Source organism: Streptomyces sp. NPDC002476 (assembly GCF_042889785.1).
In the GTDB taxonomy this organism is placed as follows: Bacteria; Actinomycetota; Actinomycetes; order Streptomycetales; family Streptomycetaceae; genus Streptomyces.
The window spans coordinates 1-18,617 of sequence record NZ_JBIARH010000071.1 but is presented as its reverse complement, the minus strand read 5'-3'; the positions used below and the strand labels follow the sequence as shown (position 1 = coordinate 18,617).

Genomic DNA, 18,617 nt, shown 5'->3' with positions numbered 1-18,617 from the left:
TTGCGCACGCATCCGAACGTGCGCGACAGCTCAGCTGCCTGCACATCGGTCGGATAGAAGCGGTATTTGAACGCCCGCTTCACGTGATTCGCGGCAATGCTCACAAACTAATGAGCCCACACGTAAAGATCAAATCTGCTGGTCAGAGCACTGCGATCCGCCCTGGCAGCGAATCGCAGCCCTTGCCCTGCTCCGCAGGAGTCCATTTCCTCTCCGCCCTGAAGGGCGGAGTATCCACGGAGGAATCAGATGAGTGAGATGACCGTCGGCTGGATCGGCCTGGGTCGCATGGGTACGTCGATGGCCGGCCGGCTCGTGTCCGCAGGCTACGACGTGTCCGTATGGAACCGGACCAGGTCCAAGGCGGAGCCACTGCAACGGCGGGGCGCCACCGTGGTCGATCACATCATGGACCTCGCCGACCGGGACGTGGTGTTCACCATGGTCTCCACCCCCGCCGTGCTGGAGTCCGTGATGCTCGACGAGGGCGGGCTGCTCACCGGCGAGCGGGTGCCGCGCGTCATCGTCGACAGCTCCACCGTCGACGCGGGCACTTCGGAGCGGCTGCGCGAGGCGGCCGCGGCCAAGGGCGTGGCGTTCATCGCCGCTCCGGTCAGCGGCAACGACAAGGTCGCCGCGAAGGGCCAGCTGTCCATCGTGGCCTCCGGACCGCGTGACGCCTTCGATTCGACGAGGGAACTGCTGGAGGCGATCGGCCGCTCGGTGACGTATGTCGGTGAGGGGGAACGCGCCCGGCTCGTGAAGATCGCGCACAACCTGTTCCTGGGCATCGTCACGCAGGCGATGGCCGAGGTCACCGTCCTCGCGGAGAAGGGCGGCATCAGCCGCACGGACTTCCTGACCTTCCTGAACGACTCGGTGATGGGGTCGGTCTTCACCCGGTACAAGACTCCGGCGTTCGTCAACCTCGACCTGACTCCGACCTTCACCCCCGTCCTCCTCCAGAAGGACTTCGACCTGGGGCTCGGGGCCGCGCGCTCGATGCAGGTGCCGGTTCCGGTGACCGCACTGGTCGGGCAGATCATCGCCGGAGCGGTCGCCGAGGGACGTGTGGAGGAGGACTTCGCCGTTCTGCTGCCGCTCGCCGCCCGGGCCGCCGGTCTCGAACTGGCACCGGACGGCACCGACGTGAGCGACGGCCTGTCGTGAGACGACATGGCATGAGACGGCATGGCGTGAGACGGCCTGCCACGGCACGACCCGTCTTCGGGCGGGCTGCTGCGGCACGGCCCGTCGCCCGCCGGATCGTCACTCGGCGGACCGTCGACACACGACTCGTCACTCGTCCGATCGTCGCCGGGCGGGCCGTCGTGGTCCGGGGATCGCCCAGCCCCATGGGCCCGGGACTGTTGGTCGACTCCCCCGCTGGTCTGCTCCCCGACCTGGCGGCGGCCGGGCTCCGGTCCCGAGTCGCGGCAGGAGCCAGGGCCCGGCCCCGCGTCCGCATCCCGTGCCCGGGGTCCACGCCGAGGCCCGCCGAGGCCCCGGCCCGGACCTTGGCCCGGACCCCCGCGCGGCCCCGGTCGCGCGCGGGGGAGGGGGATGGAGGCGGGGACAGGGAGTCCGCCCCTGCCTCAGAGCACCCGCCACAGCACCCTGCCTCTGGCGGTACGTCGCCTACCTCAGTGCGGACCCGCAGAGCGCCGACGACCTCACTCAGGAGACGTTCCTGCGCGCGCTGAGCGGCCTCCACCGCTTCGAGGGCCGCTCCTCCGCACGCACCTGGCTGCTGTCCATCGCCCGGCGTACGGTCGTCGACAGCTTCCGCCAGGCCGCCGCCCGCCCCCGGCTCTGCGACCGGGACGACTGGCAGAGCCTGGTGGAGCGCCGCCAGCCGCGCACTCCCGGCTTCGACGACGGAGTCGCGCTGGCCGAACTCCTGGCCACCGTTCCTGCCGAGCGTCGGGACGCCTTCGTCCTCACCCAGATGCTGGGCCTGCCCTACGCGGACGCGGCACAGGCCCTCGGCTGCCCGATCGGCACGGTCCGCTCCAGGGTGGCCCGCGCTCGCGCCACCCTGGTCGACCTCTTACGAGAACCGCAGAAGAGGACGCGCAAGACGGACTGAACCGGAAACCCCTGAGCGCCCCGTCCGAAGGCCCCGACACCACCGGCCGAGGGGGTGCGAGCAACCACTGCTCGCACCCTCTCAGGGCCGACTCCCCTACCATCCCCGCATACACAGGGAGCGGATCGATTCGCACGTCCACACCCGTGCGCAACATCAACTCGATGGCAACGACGGGCAATTGCCATCCGCCCGAGAGGGCCGAGCCATCAGCGCGAAGACGACCAGGACGGGGTCAGCATCGAGATCCCACATGAAGCACCGCACACCCCACACCGCACACCCCACACCCCACACCGCAAAGGGCACGCGACACAGGGCACACCGCAAAGGCCGGGCGGCGCAGGGCCCGCGGCCGTGGGAGCCTGCCCGAAGCTCCTCTATCGTCTGCCGGTGTCGGAAACCATGCCCCTGTGGCCTGCCGCCGAGGAGTACGCCCGTGAACAAGCCATCGCCCACCGGTGTCCCGGACGAACTGCAGCGGCGGCTCGGCGTGACCGACGCCGTGGTGATCGGCCTGGGGTCGATGATCGGTGCGGGGATCTTCGCCGCCCTCGCCCCGGCAGCACGGGCAGCCGGCTCCGGGCTGCTGATCGGCCTGGCCCTGGCCGCCGTGGTCGCCTACTGCAACGCGACGTCCTCCGCGAGGCTGGCCGCCCGTTACCCGGCCTCGGGCGGCACCTATGTCTACGGTCGCGAGCGCCTCGGCGACTTCTGGGGCTACCTGGCAGGGTGGGGCTTCGTGGTCGGCAAGACCGCCTCCTGCGCGGCGATGGCGCTCACGGTCGGCTCGTACGTGTGGCCCGGGCAGGCGCACGCGGTCGCGGTGGCCGCCGTGGTGGCGCTGACGGCCGTGAACTACGCGGGTGTACGGAAATCCGCGCTCCTGACCCGCGCGATCGTCGCGTTGGTCCTGGCGGTGCTCGTGGCCGTGGTGGTCGCCGCCCTCACCTCCGGGACCGCTGACGCCGCCCGGCTGGACGTCGGCTCCGACGCCACCGTCGGCGGGGTGCTCCAGGCGGCGGGCCTGCTCTTCTTCGCGTTCGCCGGCTACGCCCGTATCGCCACACTCGGGGAGGAGGTCCGCGATCCCGCCCGCACCATCCCCCGGGCGATCCCGCTCGCGCTCGGCATCACCCTGGTGGTGTACGCCGCCGTCGCCGTCGCCGTCCTGGCGACGCTCGGTCCGGGGCGGCTGGCCGAGGCGTCGGCTCCGCTGTCGGACGCCGTGCGGGCCGCGGGCGCCGACCGGCTCGTCCCCGTCGTACGCGTCGGCGCCGCCGTCGCCGCGCTCGGCTCCCTGCTCGCCCTCGTCCTCGGCGTCTCCCGCACGGCCCTGGCCATGGCCCGGGACCGTCACCTGCCCCGCGCCCTGGCCGCCGTCCATCCCCGCTTCAAGGTGCCCCACCGTGCCGAACTCCTCGTCGGTGCCGTGGTGGCGGTGGTGGCCGCGACCGCCGATGTGCGCGGGGCCATTGGGTTCTCCTCCTTCGGTGTGCTCGTCTACTACGCCATCGCCAACGCCTCCGCCTGGACCCTCGCCCCCGACGAAGGCCGCCCCCACTTCCTGATCCCCGCCGTCGGGTTGGCCGGCTGCCTGGCCCTGGCCTTCGCCCTCCCCTGGGCCTCGGTCATCTCCGGCGCCGCGGTGGTCGCGGCCGGTGCGCTCGTCTACGCCGCGCGCCGCTCGATGCCGGCGCGCAGGCCCTAACCGTAGGCCGTATCCGTCGTCGTCCTGCGCACTCGTACGCACAGCATGAACCTACGGAAGCCCGGACGTGATCGATTGACTTTCGATCGATATCTATCGAAAATCAATGCATGAATCGCCTCTTCTTAGTCGCACTCCGGGCCGGTGTCGTCGCAGCGATCGTGATCGGTCTCTTCGGTCAGATCGTGATCGTCCCGACGACGGCAGCCGACGAAGTGGACCGCTTCCCTCCCTACGCCCCGTTCGCCGCGCCCTACGTGACGGTGGCGATCGTCGGCATCGCCTGCGTCCAGGTCGCGCTCGTCGCGGTGTGGATGCTGCTCGCCATGGTCCAACGGGACGCGATCTTCACACCGCGGGCCTTCCGATGGGTCGACGTCATCATCGGGTCCTCGGCCCTGGCGACACTGCTGGCGATCGGGGTGGCCGGTCACCTGGCCCTGGCCGACATCCCCTCCCCCAACGGCAACATGGGCATCATCAGCGACCTGGCCGCCGCGATCGCGGGTGCCGGCGTCGGAGCGTCGTTCGCCATGCTGGTCGTCATCATGCGCGGCCTCCTGCGCAAGGCGACGGATCTACAGACCGAGATCGCCGAGGTGATCTGATGGCGATCATCGTCGACCTCGACGTCCAACTCGCCAAACGCAACCTGTCGGTCGGGGAGTTCGCCACCGCCGTCGGCATCACGCCGGCCAATATCGCCGTGCTGAAGAACGGTCGCGCGAAGGCGGTGCGGTTCACGACGCTCGACGCGATCTGCCGCACACTCGACTGCCAACCCGGCGACGTGCTGCGCTGGGTTCCCGACGACGAGGGCACCGAAAGCATCGACGAATACAACGACTGAGCACGTCGTGGGCGAGGCCGCGCGAGGCACCACGCGAACGGCTGGCGGGCTTCACCGCCGGAATTCTCGGCTCCCGCACACGCCGGGGGCCGGTCGACGAAGAACGGAGGAACCCGGCCGACGTTCAACGACCCGACGCCGTTGTCAGTGCCGGGTGCCAGACTCACCGAGCATGACGAACAATGTGCGGTTGAGGGACGTCGAAGAGGCCGATCTGGAGTTGTTCTTCCGGTACGAACACGACGCGGAGGCTGTCCGGCGTTCGAAGTTCACGCCCCGGGGCCGGGAGAGGTTCATGACCCATTGGGCCACAAAGGTCCTCGGGGATCCGAGCGTCTTCGTGCAGACCGTCACCGTGGATGGTGAGACGGCGGGCAACGTCGTCGCCTGGTGGGATGACCACCGACGCTTCATCGGCTACTGGTTCGGGCAGCGTTACTGGGGCCGGGGTATCGGCACCCGGGCGCTGACGCTCTTTCTGGAGCGGGAGAAGATCCGCCCGCTCCATGCCGATCCCTTCGCTGACAACACCGGCTCGGTGCGACTGCTGGAGAAGCACGGCTTCCAGCACACCGGAACCGTACGGTACGGCGAGCACGAACACGCGATGCTCGTGCTCCGTGAGGCCAGCGGGCCGAAGCCCGGGGCTGTGGGAGACACACGAACTCCTTACGCCTCCGCGCCGCAGGCCGACGCGGGCTCGGCCGCCGGATCGGAAAGCTGACGGTCACCGATGTCGGCCGCGTCGTGTGCAAGAACGCGTTTGCCGCCGACGGGGAGCCGCCGGACCGTGATCACACGACCTGGGCGGCGATGAACCGCGCGCACTCCAGGGATTCGGTGTGCGTCGTGTCCACTTCCACGTCGTAGGACACGTCTCGGTGGACCGCCTCCGCCTGCGACACGGCCATACCGGAGATTCGGTCTCCGCGGGCGATCTCGCGGGCTGCGGCGACCGCGCTCTCGCATCTGACGCCGACCCACAGCACGTCCAGTCCGCCGAGAGCCTTCCGCCACCGATGCTGGGACTCCGCCCCGCCGAGAAAGACATCGTCGACGACGATCCGGGCGCCTGCACGAGCCATCGCGGCCACCCCTTCCATCCATGCCTCTTCCAGCGCCCGGAACTCGGCTCCGATACTCACGCCGCCGTCCGTGTCGAAGTCGATGCCGGACTGCGATGCCTGCATGGAGGCGGGCATCGTCTCGATCAAGGTGTCGACCCCGAGAGCCAGCCATGGATCCGGCAAGGTGGACTGCAGACACCGGGCGATCCCGGATTTGCCTGAGCTGGACCCACCGTTCAACATAATCACCTGAGTACTCACCACGTCACAGTAAAGGCGCTCCCCCACAGCGTCGAAGCAGATTTCCGTGAGCTCGGGCCGAGGTCCGTAAGGGCCGCCCCGTGTTCGATGGAGGGCTGATCCGCGTTCGGCGGGGGCCAACCCCGATCCCACAAGGCCGGAGACGGGTTCCGTGGACCGGCGCCGCTGCCGCGCACTCGCTCATGTTGCCGGGGCCCGGAATACTGCGGGGCGTATTCCCTGCCCGTTCCGGCAGGCGCATGGGTCTGGCCGGAAGCCCATCCTGGTGAGGGAACCACAGCGGCGGGTCTTCCGGCTGTGGTGTTCGAAGTTGCTCGACTCGGAGTTGCTCAACTCGAAGCTACTCGATTGGGAGTTGCTCAATGTGGTGGAGAGGTGGAGGGTCGCGACCGTGATGGAGTTGTTCGAGGCTGCCATGGACGTGTTCATGCTGGCCATGGGCCTGGGATGCGTGTGGCTGGGGTGTTCCGCCACACATCGGCGCCACCAGTACCCGGAGCTGGCTCGGGGGCCCGTCTGGGCCACCCGCACCTGGGGGCTCGGATTTGTGCTGCTGGGGGCGTCGCTCGCCATCGCGTCGGTGGGCCGTTTCACCGGCGAGACGTGGAGCTGGCCGTCGGCCGTGATGCGCTGGGTCGCCGGGCCGTTGGTGATCGGCTCGATCCTGGCCTCGATGATGTTCCGACAGTGGGGCAACCGAAACAACCGGGCGGTGAGGGCGACGAAATCGGTGGACGAGGGACGACAGGTGTGAACCGGCCTGCTACGTGATGCGAGGCGGCATTTCCGGGCTCCGGCCTGCTCGCCCGTCTTCTCGCCCACTCACCTCCTCCTCGTCAGCTCGCCCGGCCCGCGTGGTCCGCCCGGCTGGCGAGATCGGTAGAGCCCGCGTGATCTGTACGGCCTGGCCAGCTCGGCCGGACCCGCCCACCCATCTGCCCTGCGCGCACGACCGCCTGCGTGACCGCCGTACAACCGGCTGTGCGGTCCGTGCGGTCAGTCCACCGGGGAGACACGAATGATGTTGCCGTCGGGGTCGGTGACGACGAAGGTACGGCCGAAGACCTCGTCGTGTGGCTCTTCGACGACCGTCACATCCTTGGTGCGCCAATGCTCGTAGACCTCGTCGACCGCAGCGGCGCCGCCCGGAACCATGAGTCCGACCTCGGACGTACGCGGGGTCGCAGGCGTCACGTTCTCGCTGCGCCCGCTCCACAGCGCGAACAGGACCCCGGGCGCCACCTCGAACGGCACGTATCGCGGTGTCGTGACGGCCGGCTCGATCTCGAACAGGTCGCTGTAGAAGCGCGTGGCCCGTTCCACGTCGGTCACATAGATCAGGAACAGGTTGGGGTTCGCCATGGTGTTGCCCTTCCTTCGTCTGGACAGCCGCCCGCGTCGGGGACGGGCCGCCGTGTCCGCCAACACTGGCACGTAAACATGACACCTCACGTCATGTTTACGTGGAGGTGGACCCATGAGCCGAGGTGATCCCATGAATCGGCAGCAACGACTGCTCGCGATGCTTGCCGCTCTTCAGGCGAGACGGCACACCACCGCGAAGGAGCTGGCGGCGGAGTTCGGGGTATCGGTGCGCACAGTGATGCGTGATGCGTGATGCGCGATGTCGAAGCGCTGGCCGCCGCCGAGGTCCCCGTCTTCACCGAGCGGGGCAGATACGGCGGGATCGTTCTGCTCCCGGGCACCCAGCTCGACGTCCCGCCTGAGCGACACGGAGACGGAACTGCTCACCGTGCTCGGAGTCGACCTCGTCCAGGCGCGCAAGCTCGGCATGGAAGCCGCCGCACGGCTGGACGCGGACCGCCTCGACATCGCCAAACGAATCCTCGGCAAACGCCTGCTGAGCACGGGACCGGCCGACGCCGATGCCGACGCCGACGCCGACGCCGATGCCGACGCCGATGCCGACGCCGATGCCGATGGCACTGTCTTGGTTCGGGTCGGCTACGACCGGCTCGACGGGGTGCGCCAACTCCTCCAGTTCAGTGACCACTTCGAGGTCATCGACCCGCCCGCGGCGCGGGAACTCGTCGCACGGCTCGCCGAAGCGATCGCACTCCGACATCGCACCCCGAGCCCCTGACGTCCGGACGACGGGCCCTGTGGTCGTCTGCGCCCCGGGACCGGTGGACTGTTTGGGTTTCATTATGAGCTCACATGCATGCGTGAGCGAGTGTTTACATAAAAGCTTGCACCCATGTTTGCACCGATGTTCGTGGCAGTGTTTGCAGAAGTGTTCGCATCCGCGTTTGCATCGATGTTTGCGTCGACGCTTGCGCCGATGCTTGTGCAGATGCTTGCGCCAACGTTTGTATCGATGTTTGTAGTCATACTTGCCGGAAGATTTGGACCTGCGCTTGAGAGCGCATTGGTCATACATGTGAAGTGATGACCGATTCCAGGCTTTGATCCGATCTGACGTCGCAGTGACCCTGCCCACTCTCCGGGTCGGGCCAGATTCGAGGGGCTGCCCGACCACCGCCTCGGGACTGCCGGGGATCTCCTGAAGTAACCATCCACCAAAGCGAGTTCGCCACGATAGAGCAGCGTCCGGTACAGGGCGCCCGGCCCACTCGACACTGCCTCACTCGTGGCCCGAGCTGCCGCCCATCCGGATCGGTTGGCCGCGGTGGAGGCGCCCCGAGACGGCGAAACGGCCCATGGCTGGTGCGTACTTCTCCCCAGGGCTGTCCTGGAAGCACCCGAAGCGCATTCCCTCGGCCAGAACCAGAAACGCAGCGTAGAGGCCGTGTGCTGACGCTTTGAAGCGCCGTTTCTTCCCATCCCGCCCCCCTCTTTCCGGCTCACGACGATGTCGTGATTCAACGCGCGCGGTCCCTGAGAGCGGCGCGGATCCGGCCGGCGTGGGCCCGGACGTCGGGGTCAGCGGTGGTAGTGCTGTCGTTCCCGGTGGTGGATGAGTGGTGGGGGCGGCAGGTGCGGCAGAGGCCGTCGGGGAGCGCCTCGGGCGGGCCGGGCACTGCGCATTCCGTGCATTCGACCAGGGCGTGTCGGGTGGGGGCGTTGGGGCCCCCGGGTGCTTTGGGGTCCTTGAGCGGAGAGGAGGGCAGGGTGGGCGGGATCTTCGTTTCGAGACGTTTGCGCGTGAAGGCGATGGGCGAGTGAATACGAGAGGGAAGGCCGCTGGTAAGGGCGTGGACGAGGTAGTCGACGGTCACTCCCCGGTTGAGCCACTCGGCGGCGAGCGGCACCAGGGCTGTGCAGTCGGCGTCGGACAGCGCGAGTCGCTCGTCGATGCAGCCGAGCTGGGCCAGGGCGTAGTAGGTGAATGACTTCTCTTCGACGGGCGGGAGCTCTCCCGGGCCGGGCTGTCGCGGCACAGCAGATACGGCAGGCGCGGTGGATACGGCAGGCGCGGTGGACGGAACGGGCGCGGCGAGCGAGGCAGGGGCGGAGGACGGAGTTTGAGCGGTGTGGTCGGTGTGGGCGGTGTGGGGGGTCTGCGGAGTGTCCGGGGTGGGCTGGACGGGTACGGCGGCGGTCGGGGCGGGTGCAGCAAGGGCCCGGGCGGCGGGAGCAGCGGGGACAGGCGCAGCGGGTACGACGGACGCGACGGAAGCGGTCGGCTCAACGGAAGCGGCAAGCACGGCGGGGACAGCGGGGAAGGTGTGCGCGGCGGGCTCGGGCGCCGGGGCGAACGCCTCCGAGGCGCCTTCCGCCGACCGGGGCTCCGGGACGATGCGTCCCGGGGCGGTGGATGCCGGGACGACGTATTTTGGGCTGCTGGATGCCGGGCCCGTGCATTCCTGGACGATGGGCTCAGGAACAACGGACGTTCGAACGACGGGCTCTTGAGCGGCGGGTTCCTGGGAAGCGGATTCCAGGGCGGCAGACTCCGGGACGGCGGATTGCGGGACGGCGTGGTCCTGGGAGGCCGGCGCCTGGACTGCGGGCCTCAAGGGCCGAGCTACCGGGGCGGCGATTTCCGGCGGCGTCGGGTGGTTGGAATCGGCCTGACCTTCCATCGAGGCGAGGTAGGCGGCCCACCATTCGTTGTCATGCGCAGTGCGGGACCAGAAGGTGCGGTAGACCCAGCGAACCGTACCGTCGTCGCCGACCGGGCAAAGCACACGGCGGAGATGACCGGCGATTCCCAACGCGGCCAGGGCCTTGCCGACGGCCTGTTGCCCATAGAGCGGAAGTTGCTTGGCCAGGTCCTTGATGCTCATCGCGGCACCGTCGGGAAGGCGATCGACGTACCCCGCGACATAGCGCTCCCGTTCGGGCAGCAGTGCGAATTCGTCGCCCCTGCGGGGGCACTGATCTCGAACAGAGCGCTTTCCGTAGCCGGGACTCGCCATCGTACGCGCGGAAGAGCGTGCATAACCGGCCTGGGCAAGGGTACGGTTTTGAGTAGCCACGAGATCGCTCCTTGTCGGTCTTGGAGGTAAGACCCCGGTTGGTGCTCTGAACACACGCCGGGGTCATTACTTTTTCCGGCAACGTAAGCAACCGTCCCGGCGCGCCACAAGTTGCCCCGATTAGTCATACTTGCTGCTCGTTACGGGTCAGGGAGGGTGGGGGGTTTCTCCAACCACCCTTTTTACCTACCTACTTTCAAAAGAAGGCGCTCGAATCTCGGGGCTCGCCACTCGGCTCTCGAAGCTCGCCACTCGGATCTCGGAGCTCAATCGTCACCACGCCGCCCGCAATTCCGCTCGAACGGGTGACCAATGCCTGTTCCGTCAACGGCTGCAAAAGGCCCCGAGGCGCCGCGGACCCGAAGCCTGGAGCTCCCGGAGTCCGGAGCCCCCAAGTAGGTTGCTCTGACCGATGGTTCACTCGTAGGCACTCCGGAGAGTGCTCTAGTGTCCTCGCCTATGACTGAGCCTTCCTTCCTGCCCTCCTCGTCTCCGTCCTCGTCGTCCTCCTCTCCGTCCTCGCTCTCGTCCGCTGTGCCCGCCTCCCCGTCCTCGTCCTCGCCCTCACACCTGGTGGCGACAGCGCGGGCCTACGACGCCGTCGCCGTCCGCTACGCCGAGCTCGTCCGTAACTCGCTCGACGTCCTTCCGCTGGACCGCGCGCTGCTGGCCGCGTTCGCCGAACTCGCGCGTACCGCCGCCGACGGATCACGTTCCGCCGCTGGTTCCGGGTCCGTGGCCGAGCTGGGGTGCGGCCCGGGTTACTTGACCGCGCACCTGCGGGACCTGGGGCTCGACGTCTTCGGTGTCGACCTGTCGCCGGTGATGATCGATCTGGCCCGCGAGGCCTACCCGGACCTGCGGTTCGAGGTCGGCTCCATGGACGCCCTGGACCTGCCCGACGGTGAACTGTGCGGCATCGTGTCCTGGTACTCGGTGATCCACACCCCGCCACGGCAACTGCCCGCCTACTTCGACGAGTTCCGCCGCGTACTCGCACGCGGCGGCCACCTCCTGCTCGCCTTCTTCGAGTCGGAGGGCGAGCCGGTCACACTCTTCGACCACAAGGCGGCACCGGCCTACCGGTGGCCGATCGACGACCTCGCGGAGCTCGCGGACAAGGCCGGATTCGTCGAAGTCGGCCGGATGCTGCGCGAGCCCCGCGAGGACGAACGGTTCCGCCGGGGCCACCTGTTGATGCGGGCGGACGGGTAGCCCAGGAGGCGGGCCCGGAGCCCTCAAGGCTCTGGACGTGCGACCGGCGTACCGCCGCTCATCGGTGTACGCGGGTGTCCCTACCGGTGCGGCGGCCGCACCCGGGGAGGGCCCGGACCGGGACGGACGATCCCGGGCCGGGCCGCACTTCGCCTACCGATCAGCTCGACAAGCCGGCGAACATGCCGGGCTCGTACGAACCCCCCGGATTGTGCACGATCACGTTCATCCGGGTGGCCGCATTGATCAGGGCGACCAGGCAGACCAGCGCACCGACCTGGTCGTCGTCGAAGTGCTTGCGCACCTCGGCCCAGGTCTCGTCGGACACACCGTGGTCGCCGAGCCGAGTGCCCTCCTCGGCAAGCGCCGGCGCGGCCCGCTCGGCATCGGTGAACACGGTGCTGTGGCGCCAGACGGCGACCAGGTTGAGCCGGAGCGCGGTTTCACCGGCGGCCGCGGCCTCCTTGGTGTGTATGTCGACACAGAAGCCACAACCGTTGATCTGGCCGACCCGCAACTCCACCAGTCCCCGCAGGGTCTTCGGGTGTCGACTCCTCCAGGGGGCAACGACGCGTTGGAGAACCGCTTGGCGACCTTCGCGGCGGTCGGACTGTCGAACAGGTTGAAACGAGGTTCCATGAATTCGTCCTCACTCGTAGTGGTACGTCCCTGCCGCACGGACTGGACGAACACAAGACGCCGACGGCCCGGTCCTTGTGACGGCTTCGCGGCAGCACGGCGATGTGACATGCGCCACCGCGCGGGGGTGTCACAACGCGGTGAGGACCGGCGTCTCGCGCAAGGCACGATCGAGAGCGAATGAGCCGGGCGTCGGCCATGGCCGGCGAATACGGGACACGACCGGGCAGGTCGCCCACGGCAGCCGCATCGTCCTCGGAGCAGGTGGAGCTCCGCTCCTGAATACCCGCTTCCGACGTCCCGCACCCCGCTCAATTCGCGGCCTGATTTCCACTCGATTCCGAACAGACCGCCCCGGGACGAGAAATTCCCTTTCCGTTCCGCGCGTGGTGCACCGCCCGCCCGCTGCCTGACCGCCCACTGAGCCTCGCCGCCTCCGGAAGTCGCGGACGGGCGCCGGGGATCGGGGTCGCCGAGGATCAGGGATGCCGCCATCCGTGCCATATGGCGTGCGCTGTGCCGGGACGGAGCGGAACCACGCAGGACGGCGGTCCGGACGTTCCGGTGCCGGACTCGCCATATCCCGACGAAATTCCTGCTCCCGGCAACCGCAGACACATACGAAAAGAAGCCACATCCGGCGCCTCGTGATTCACGCGTACCAGTACCTCCGCCGCTCTGCGACCAGTACCACATCTGCCGCATACCCACAGGTCAACGGCATTTCATGGAGGGCCCGGATATGTGTGGCAGCTCGGTGGCGACAGAGGCTCGGGGGCTTCCTGATTCCCTTCCAGGCCCAGGAGGCGGCCTATACGATCAAAACCGTTCTCTTTTTACGGAGGTGGATATGAGCACGCCGAAGCAGGAACGGGCTGTACAGACCCGTGAGTCGATCCTGCGAGCGGCTGCGGAAGTGTTCGACGAGTTCGGCTTCGCCGGCGCGAGCATCAACCGGATCCTGACACGCGCCGGAGTCACCTCGGGTGCCATGTACCACCACTTCGAGTCGAAAGAAGTGCTGGCCCGCACGCTGATGAACGCCCAGCCCGGGACCATCGTCCCGTGGCTGGAGTCGACCGGCCTCCAGCGTCTGATCGACCTCACCCTGATCTGGTCCCACCAGCTCCAGGTGGACCCGATCCTGCGCGCCGGTGTGCGGCTGACCGGCGAACAGGCGACCTTCGGCATACAGGACCCCAGCCCGTACCGGAGCTGGACGGAAATCATGGCCGACTGCCTCGCGGTGGCGGCCGAGAAGGGCGAGCTCCGGCCCGGCGTCGAAGCGCACGCGGTCGCCGAATTCGTCGTCGAGTCGTGCACGGGCATGCAGACGGTCGCCACGGTGGTCAGCGGACGCGAGGACCTCGCGGACCGGGTCGCGCGCATGTGGCACCTGCTGCTGCCGGGCATCGCCCTCCCCACCGCCATCACGCAGACCCAGGTGAGCGCGGACCGCCTGAAGCAGCTTCTCTCCACGCAGAACTGAATGGGGCCGGTGGGCGTGCGGGCTGTCCGCACGCCCACCGCTGCCCCGGCACCGCCCCCTCCGTCCACCACCCACCGTCCCCACAGGAGCCGTCATGGTCACGAGAATCCCGCAGATCCGCCTGGCTGCCCTGAACATCGACGGTGTTCTGCTCAACGACACCTTCAGCCCGGTGATCCACGGCTTTCTCACCCGTAGGGGCGCCACCTACACGGCCGACGTCGAGCGCCGCATCTTCTCCCAGCCCCGGCACATCGCAGCACGCGAGATCGCGGCGGTTCTCGGTCTCGCTCTCGGTCCTGATGCCGAATCCGTTCCTGATACCGGTTCCGGTGCTAGTGCCGGTTCCGGTGCTGATGCCGGTTCCGCCCTGGGCCCCGGCTCCAGCCCGGACGATGTCCTGGCCGCGTACTTCGGGGAGCGTGCCGCGTTCCTGGCAGCACACCCTGTCCGGATCACGCCGGGTGCCATCGGAATGGTGCACAGGGCAAGGGCTTTGGGGATGAAAACGGTGTGTTACGGCGGACTGGGGAAGGAGCACTTCGACAAGTTCCTCGGCGAGTTCGCCGACATGTTCGACGGCCCCGGCTACATCTGCACCAATGCCTTCCGCCCGGGCATCCACGAGATCGCCACCGAGTTCTTCGGCCTCAGGCACGATCAGGTGCTCGTCGTCGATGACGTGGCCCGGGTCGCCGAGGCCGCGAAGTCGCTGGACATGCCGTTCATCGGTCACCCCAGCTCCTTCGAGCACAGCTTTCAGCGGCAGCTGATGCGAGAGGTCGGCACGCGCCACATCGTCGACTCGCTCGACGCCATCGACGAAGCGCTGTTGAGGTCGCTTGACGAAGAGGCCGCCTCCGGCACGGTCTGGCGCGGCTGACCACATCTCTTCCCGGGATCCGCCTGTCCCCCGGCCACCGATCTTCACCAGAACCCCGGTCCTGCTGTGCCCTCGGACAAGCAACTCTGAAGGAATTATTGCGAAGTTCTTGCTTCATATCTACGGTGAGGGCATGTCACCGAAGCACAAGCCTGAGCAGATCACCGAACTGTCGCGGTTGAGGGCTTTCATGAACCCCCTGCGGATGCAGCTCTACCGGGTGCTGTACGCCGCGGGCACCGCGACCGCCTCCCAGCTCGCCGAGCATGTCGACCAGACTCCGTCGCTGATCAGCTATCACCTGCGCAAGCTGGCCGAACACGGCTTCGTGACCGAGGCCGCAGGCGAGGGGTCCGACGGTCGTGAGCGGTGGTGGCGGGTGACGTCCGAGGAAGGCTGGGGCTACCGCGACTCGGACTTCCTGGACACGCCCGAGGGAGCCGCCGCCGTCGGTGCGGTGACTCGCGGCATCGTCGACACCCGGGTCGCCCAGTACCGCGCGTATCTGGACCAGAAGTCCGCCTGGGGCAAGGAGTGGACCGACGCGGCCTTCAACTCCGAGTGGCTGCTCAGGCTGACTCCGGCCGAACTCGCCGAGATGGGCGAGGAGTTCAATGCTCTGGCACGACGCTGGCGCGAGCGCGGCAAGGCCGCCGGGGCGGACGGCGACGACCAGGGCCGCGAGCACGTGTCCGTACACCTCTACGGCTTCCCGTTCCGGCCCTGACACATCCGCGTCCCCGACCACTGGAGCCCGCCGTGAGCGCCCCTGGGACAGCCTTGCCCGAACACGTCAGCACCCCAGCCTACCGCGACTGGAACGTGCTGCGCTGGCTCACCGCGTACACCTTCTCCCTCATTGGCGACAGCGTGTACTTCGTCGCCCTCGGCTGGTCCGCCCAGAAGACCGCCGGGCCCGCCGAAGTCGGCCTCGTCATGACCGCCGGGGCGCTGCCACGGGCTCTGCTCATGCTCGCCGGGGGCGTGGTGGCCGACCGGTTCGATCCCCGCCGGGTCATTCTCGGCAGCGACGCGCTGCGCTGTCTCCTCACCCTGGCGGTGGCCGTCGGCATCGCGCTGACCGCGCCGGCTCTGTGGGTCCTGGTCGCGGTGGCGCTCGTCTTCGGTGCCGTCGACGCGCTGTTCGTACCCGCGATCGGGGCCCTTCCGCCGCGGATCACCGACCCCGACCAACTGGCCCGTGTCACCGGCATGCGCTCGCTGTCGTTGCGCCTCAGCCAGATCGCGGGCCCGCCGATCGGCGGTCTGGCCATGGGGCTCGGGGGTGCGGCGGCCGCCTTCACCGTCGCCGGGCTGCTCTTCGCCCTGTCCCTGCCGCTCCTGTTGACGATACGTATACGGCCGCTTCGCGACGTACCCGATACGGACCAGTCGGAACCGACCACCGCGCGCGATACGAATGCGTCCGAACCCACCACCGCGCGCCCAGCCGTCCGCCCGGAACCCACGACCGCACGCGAGGATCTGCTCGACGGCCTGCGGTACATCCGCCGTCACCGCCTCATCGGCCCGCTCGTCGCGGCCGGTGCCATCTACGAACTCGGCCTCACCGGCACACTCAACATCGGCCTGCTTCTCCTCAACGCCGAGCGTGGCTGGGGTCCTTCCGGCTACGGCTGGATCGGCAGCGGATTCGGCGCGGGGGCGGCGGCCAGCGCCGCGCTGTTCGCGATCGTCGGCCGGCTGCCTCGGGCCGGTCTCATGCTCGCCGGAACGCTGTTCGTCGGCTGCGTGGGATCGGCCGGCATCGCGCTCGTGCCCACCCTTTGGGTCGCGGTGGTGCTGGCCGTGCTGAGCGGACTGAACGCGGGTGTCTTCGGCAGTCTGGGCAGCACCCTCATGCAAACCGCCGCGGACCCGGTCTACCTCGGCCGGGTCACCTCCGTCTACATGCTCACCATGGTCGGGCTCGCGCCTCTCAGCTATCCGGTGGTCGGAGCCGCCATCGGCACCTGGGGCCCCGGCCCGGTGTTCGTCGGCTGCGGCTCCTTCGCCGGCTTGGGAGTGGCCGTCGCCCTGTCCTCCGCCGCGGTACGGCATGCCGAACTGCCGCGACAGCGGCCCGGCGCGAAGGCCTCATCGTAGGAGGCCATGACTCGTTCCCGTCCATCACCCGAGGGAGCCGGGCGCGGATGCCCGCCGGGTCCGGTCCCGCCCGGCGATGGCCTCGGCGACCTCTTGGATGGCGCCGCGAAGAAGGTCGCCGTAGGGATCCCGGGGAAGGCCGGGGGCGTGCGTCCGGGCCGCTTCGATGTGCTCGGCGGCGGCTTCGAAGGAGCCGAGCCGACGGTAGTCGTCGGCGAGGTTGAGATGCAGGAGGGGTAGAAGCCTGCGATGTGCAGGCCGGCATGGTGCTCCTGGACGCGCTGCTCCGTCACGGCGTCGGCGGCGTCCAGGGCCCGGACGTCCCAGGCGAGGGCCTGGGCGGGATCCTCGTGGAGGTCCGCCAGGTAGTGAGCGAGCGAGCAGCGGTGCAGCGGATCGCCCATGACACCGATCGCGGCCCACAGTTCCAGCAGTCTCCGGCGGGCGGAGGCGCTGTCACCGGCACGGCCTTCTGCGACGGCTCGGCCGATGGCGTCCATGGTCGGGTCGGGACCGGCTGGCGCGGTGGTCACGGCGTCTCCTCGTCCTCTCGTTTCCTCGGCATCTCGTTTCCTCATTTCCTCATTTCCTCACTTCCTCGTCTCTTCGACTCCGCGGCATCTCAACTCCGCGGCATTTCGTCGTCCTTCTCGGGTGGGACGACCGGACTTGATGGGCATGGCCAGGGTGGTGAGGTCTCCGCGATCGGCGGAGCGAATCGTGACGGGCTGGTCGTTCCCCCTCAGGTCGAGCATCACGTCGGTGCCGATCGCGCTGCTCACGGCGGGATAGATCGTGGTCAGCTCGAACCGGATCCGCAGGTCCCGCCCCGTCGTGGTGGCCGGGAGCAGGGTGGTGGGGTGTTCGTCGTCCGCCGACACGACATCCACCGCGTGATCGGCCACGCGCAGCGCGATGAACGCGCCGGGTTGGTCCTCCAGGACCCGGAGAAGCAGATCCTTCGCAACCATCACACGGGTCGTGACCTTGCCCAACGACGCGAGCATCAGCCGATGGTCGGGGAATTCCCCGGGCAGCAACCGGCAATGCCGGTCTCCCCGGTCGGCCGCGCGGAGCCAGACCCCATGCGGCGCCGCTTCGATCCGCACCAGCGCGCTGCGCCGGATCTCCGCGACCGCGCTCCGCAGCTCGCCGCCATCGACCGTGCCGGCCCACGCCTGCCTCGGCGGTTCAGCCGGCACCAGGGTTCGGGTGGAGAGCCGGTAGCGGTCGGTCGCGGTCAAGGTGACCGCCTCATGGCTCACCTCGAAGCGCAGGCCGGCGAGCATCGGCATCCCCCGCTCATGCGCCGACGCCGTCAGAACCTGCTCGACCGCATCCGCCAGCACGGGCCCCTTCAGCGCCGTGAGCGGGAGGGCCGGCACATTGCCGAGCACGGACTTGATGGCAGCGGCCTTCTGCTGTGCTGCCGCCGCTTCCTCGACGATCTGCGACACATACTCGTCGAGCAACCGGGATGCCTCGTCGGGCTCGGCTCCGAGTACTCCCTCGACAACGGCGAGGGGCATCGCGATCTCACGGAGCCGACGCAGCATCGTCGCCCGCGCCACCTGGGCAGCGCTGTATTGACATCCTCTCCCCCCTGCAGGGGAGATTCCCGCCTACCGCGCCGTTGAGGGCTGCGGTGTCGGGTGGGTTCCTGCTTCGCTGCGCGGTGCGGGCACGGGCGCCCGTCTTACCTGCGCTCTGCAGGCTGTCACGGCCAGTCCGGCCGCCTTGGCGACGTTGACCGCCGCGTTGATGTCCCGGTCCAGGACCGCCCCGCAGGCCCTGCACGTCCATTCCCGGACGTGCAGGGCATGCGGGCCGTCCTTCACGCCGCACTGCGAGCACACCTGACTGGTGGGCTCGAAGCGGCCGATCTTCACGAAGGTGCGCCCGTA

Annotated in this window: 18 protein-coding genes and 4 pseudogenes; 14 read left to right on the top strand and 8 right to left on the bottom strand. The window is 68.7% G+C overall.

Features of this window, described 5'->3' with window-relative positions:
* Nucleotides 1–98: helix-turn-helix domain-containing protein (locus tag ACFYXM_RS35725; RefSeq protein WP_389295854.1), on the bottom strand; the 98-nt coding region annotated here is incomplete at its 3' end.
* A 151-nt stretch (nt 99–249) separates the two neighbouring features.
* Between ACFYXM_RS35725 and ACFYXM_RS35720 the strand changes: the two genes are divergently transcribed.
* From ACFYXM_RS35720 to ACFYXM_RS35695, 6 genes and pseudogenes are all read left to right on the top strand, one after another.
* The gene (locus tag ACFYXM_RS35720) at nt 250–1,170 is read left to right on the top strand and encodes an NAD(P)-dependent oxidoreductase (RefSeq protein WP_389295850.1); all 921 of its coding nucleotides are present in this window, start codon (nt 250–252) and stop codon (nt 1,168–1,170) included.
* A gap of 301 nt (nt 1,171–1,471) precedes the next feature.
* Nucleotides 1,472–2,089 carry a sigma-70 family RNA polymerase sigma factor gene (locus tag ACFYXM_RS35715; protein ID WP_389295848.1) on the top strand — a complete coding sequence of 206 codons (618 nt, stop codon included), beginning with the start codon at nt 1,472–1,474 and terminating at the stop codon, nt 2,087–2,089.
* 439 nt (nt 2,090–2,528) lie between these two features.
* Nucleotides 2,529–3,800: an APC family permease gene (locus ACFYXM_RS35710; protein WP_389295846.1), complete on the top strand. Its 1,272-nt coding sequence runs from the start codon at nt 2,529–2,531 to the stop codon at nt 3,798–3,800.
* Nucleotides 3,801–3,910: 110 nt separating this feature from the next.
* A complete protein-coding gene (locus ACFYXM_RS35705) occupies nt 3,911–4,408 on the top strand; it encodes a DUF2975 domain-containing protein (protein WP_389295844.1) in 498 nt (165 codons plus the stop codon).
* Nucleotides 4,408–4,650, top strand: coding sequence for a helix-turn-helix domain-containing protein (locus ACFYXM_RS35700; RefSeq protein WP_389295842.1), 243 nt, complete (start codon nt 4,408–4,410; stop codon nt 4,648–4,650). Before ACFYXM_RS35705 ends, ACFYXM_RS35700 begins: the two co-directional genes overlap by 1 nt.
* A 172-nt stretch (nt 4,651–4,822) precedes the next feature.
* Nucleotides 4,823–5,269, top strand: a pseudogene (locus ACFYXM_RS35695) (GNAT family N-acetyltransferase); the annotation flags it as partial.
* Nucleotides 5,270–5,444: 175 nt separating this feature from the next.
* Here ACFYXM_RS35695 and cpt read toward each other — a convergent pair.
* Nucleotides 5,445–5,960 (bottom strand): chloramphenicol phosphotransferase CPT, encoded by a 516-nt coding sequence (gene cpt, locus ACFYXM_RS35690; protein WP_389295852.1) that lies wholly within the window; start codon nt 5,958–5,960, stop codon nt 5,445–5,447.
* Nucleotides 5,961–6,243: 283 nt separating this feature from the next.
* Between cpt and ACFYXM_RS35685 the strand changes: the two genes are divergently transcribed.
* Complete coding sequence (locus ACFYXM_RS35685; protein WP_389295840.1) at nt 6,244–6,732, top strand: hypothetical protein; 489 nt, start codon at nt 6,244–6,246, stop codon at nt 6,730–6,732.
* Between the two features lie 242 nt (nt 6,733–6,974).
* On the opposite strand, the gene ACFYXM_RS35680 is transcribed toward ACFYXM_RS35685, so the two are convergent.
* A complete protein-coding gene (locus ACFYXM_RS35680) occupies nt 6,975–7,340 on the bottom strand; it encodes a VOC family protein (RefSeq protein ID WP_389295839.1) in 366 nt (121 codons plus the stop codon).
* A gap of 115 nt (nt 7,341–7,455) precedes the next feature.
* Between ACFYXM_RS35680 and ACFYXM_RS35675 the strand changes: the two genes are divergently transcribed.
* Both ACFYXM_RS35675 and ACFYXM_RS35670 read left to right on the top strand, forming a co-directional pair.
* On the top strand, nt 7,456–7,596 hold the full coding sequence (locus tag ACFYXM_RS35675; RefSeq protein WP_389295837.1) for an HTH domain-containing protein: 141 nt from the start codon (nt 7,456–7,458) through the stop codon (nt 7,594–7,596).
* 135 nt (nt 7,597–7,731) lie between these two features.
* A complete protein-coding gene (locus ACFYXM_RS35670; RefSeq protein ID WP_389295835.1) occupies nt 7,732–8,082 on the top strand; it encodes a WYL domain-containing protein in 351 nt (116 codons plus the stop codon).
* A gap of 739 nt (nt 8,083–8,821) precedes the next feature.
* Here ACFYXM_RS35670 and ACFYXM_RS35665 read toward each other — a convergent pair.
* Nucleotides 8,822–10,189: a hypothetical protein gene (locus ACFYXM_RS35665; RefSeq protein ID WP_389295833.1), complete on the bottom strand. Its 1,368-nt coding sequence runs from the start codon at nt 10,187–10,189 to the stop codon at nt 8,822–8,824.
* Between the two features lie 651 nt (nt 10,190–10,840).
* On the opposite strand from ACFYXM_RS35665, the gene ACFYXM_RS35660 reads away from it, so the two are divergent.
* On the top strand, nt 10,841–11,596 hold the full coding sequence (locus ACFYXM_RS35660; RefSeq protein ID WP_389295831.1) for a class I SAM-dependent methyltransferase: 756 nt from the start codon (nt 10,841–10,843) through the stop codon (nt 11,594–11,596).
* A gap of 160 nt (nt 11,597–11,756) precedes the next feature.
* Here the strand turns inward: ACFYXM_RS35660 and ACFYXM_RS35655 are convergent.
* A pseudogene (locus ACFYXM_RS35655) lies at nt 11,757–12,235 on the bottom strand (carboxymuconolactone decarboxylase family protein).
* An 850-nt stretch (nt 12,236–13,085) separates the two neighbouring features.
* Here ACFYXM_RS35655 and ACFYXM_RS35650 point away from each other — a divergent pair.
* The 4 genes from ACFYXM_RS35650 to ACFYXM_RS35635 all read left to right on the top strand — a co-directional run bounded on the left by ACFYXM_RS35650 (nt 13,086) and on the right by ACFYXM_RS35635 (nt 16,713).
* Nucleotides 13,086–13,724 (top strand): ScbR family autoregulator-binding transcription factor, encoded by a 639-nt coding sequence (locus tag ACFYXM_RS35650; RefSeq protein WP_389295829.1) that lies wholly within the window; start codon nt 13,086–13,088, stop codon nt 13,722–13,724.
* 94 nt (nt 13,725–13,818) lie between these two features.
* Nucleotides 13,819–14,607: an HAD family phosphatase gene (locus ACFYXM_RS35645; RefSeq protein ID WP_389295827.1), complete on the top strand. Its 789-nt coding sequence runs from the start codon at nt 13,819–13,821 to the stop codon at nt 14,605–14,607.
* Nucleotides 14,608–14,740: 133 nt separating this feature from the next.
* Nucleotides 14,741–15,334, top strand: coding sequence for an ArsR/SmtB family transcription factor (locus ACFYXM_RS35640; protein ID WP_389295825.1), 594 nt, complete (start codon nt 14,741–14,743; stop codon nt 15,332–15,334).
* Nucleotides 15,335–15,366: 32 nt separating this feature from the next.
* Nucleotides 15,367–16,713 carry an MFS transporter gene (locus ACFYXM_RS35635; protein ID WP_389295824.1) on the top strand — a complete coding sequence of 449 codons (1,347 nt, stop codon included), beginning with the start codon at nt 15,367–15,369 and terminating at the stop codon, nt 16,711–16,713.
* 24 nt (nt 16,714–16,737) lie between these two features.
* Here the strand turns inward: ACFYXM_RS35635 and ACFYXM_RS35630 are convergent.
* From ACFYXM_RS35630 to ACFYXM_RS35620, 3 genes and pseudogenes are all read right to left on the bottom strand, one after another.
* Nucleotides 16,738–17,246 (bottom strand): annotated as a pseudogene (locus ACFYXM_RS35630) (hypothetical protein).
* Nucleotides 17,247–17,303: 57 nt separating this feature from the next.
* Nucleotides 17,304–18,299: pseudogene (locus ACFYXM_RS35625) on the bottom strand (transcriptional regulator); the annotation flags it as partial.
* A gap of 36 nt (nt 18,300–18,335) precedes the next feature.
* On the bottom strand, nt 18,336–18,617 hold a 282-nt coding region (locus ACFYXM_RS35620; protein ID WP_389295823.1), incomplete at its 5' end, for a zinc ribbon domain-containing protein.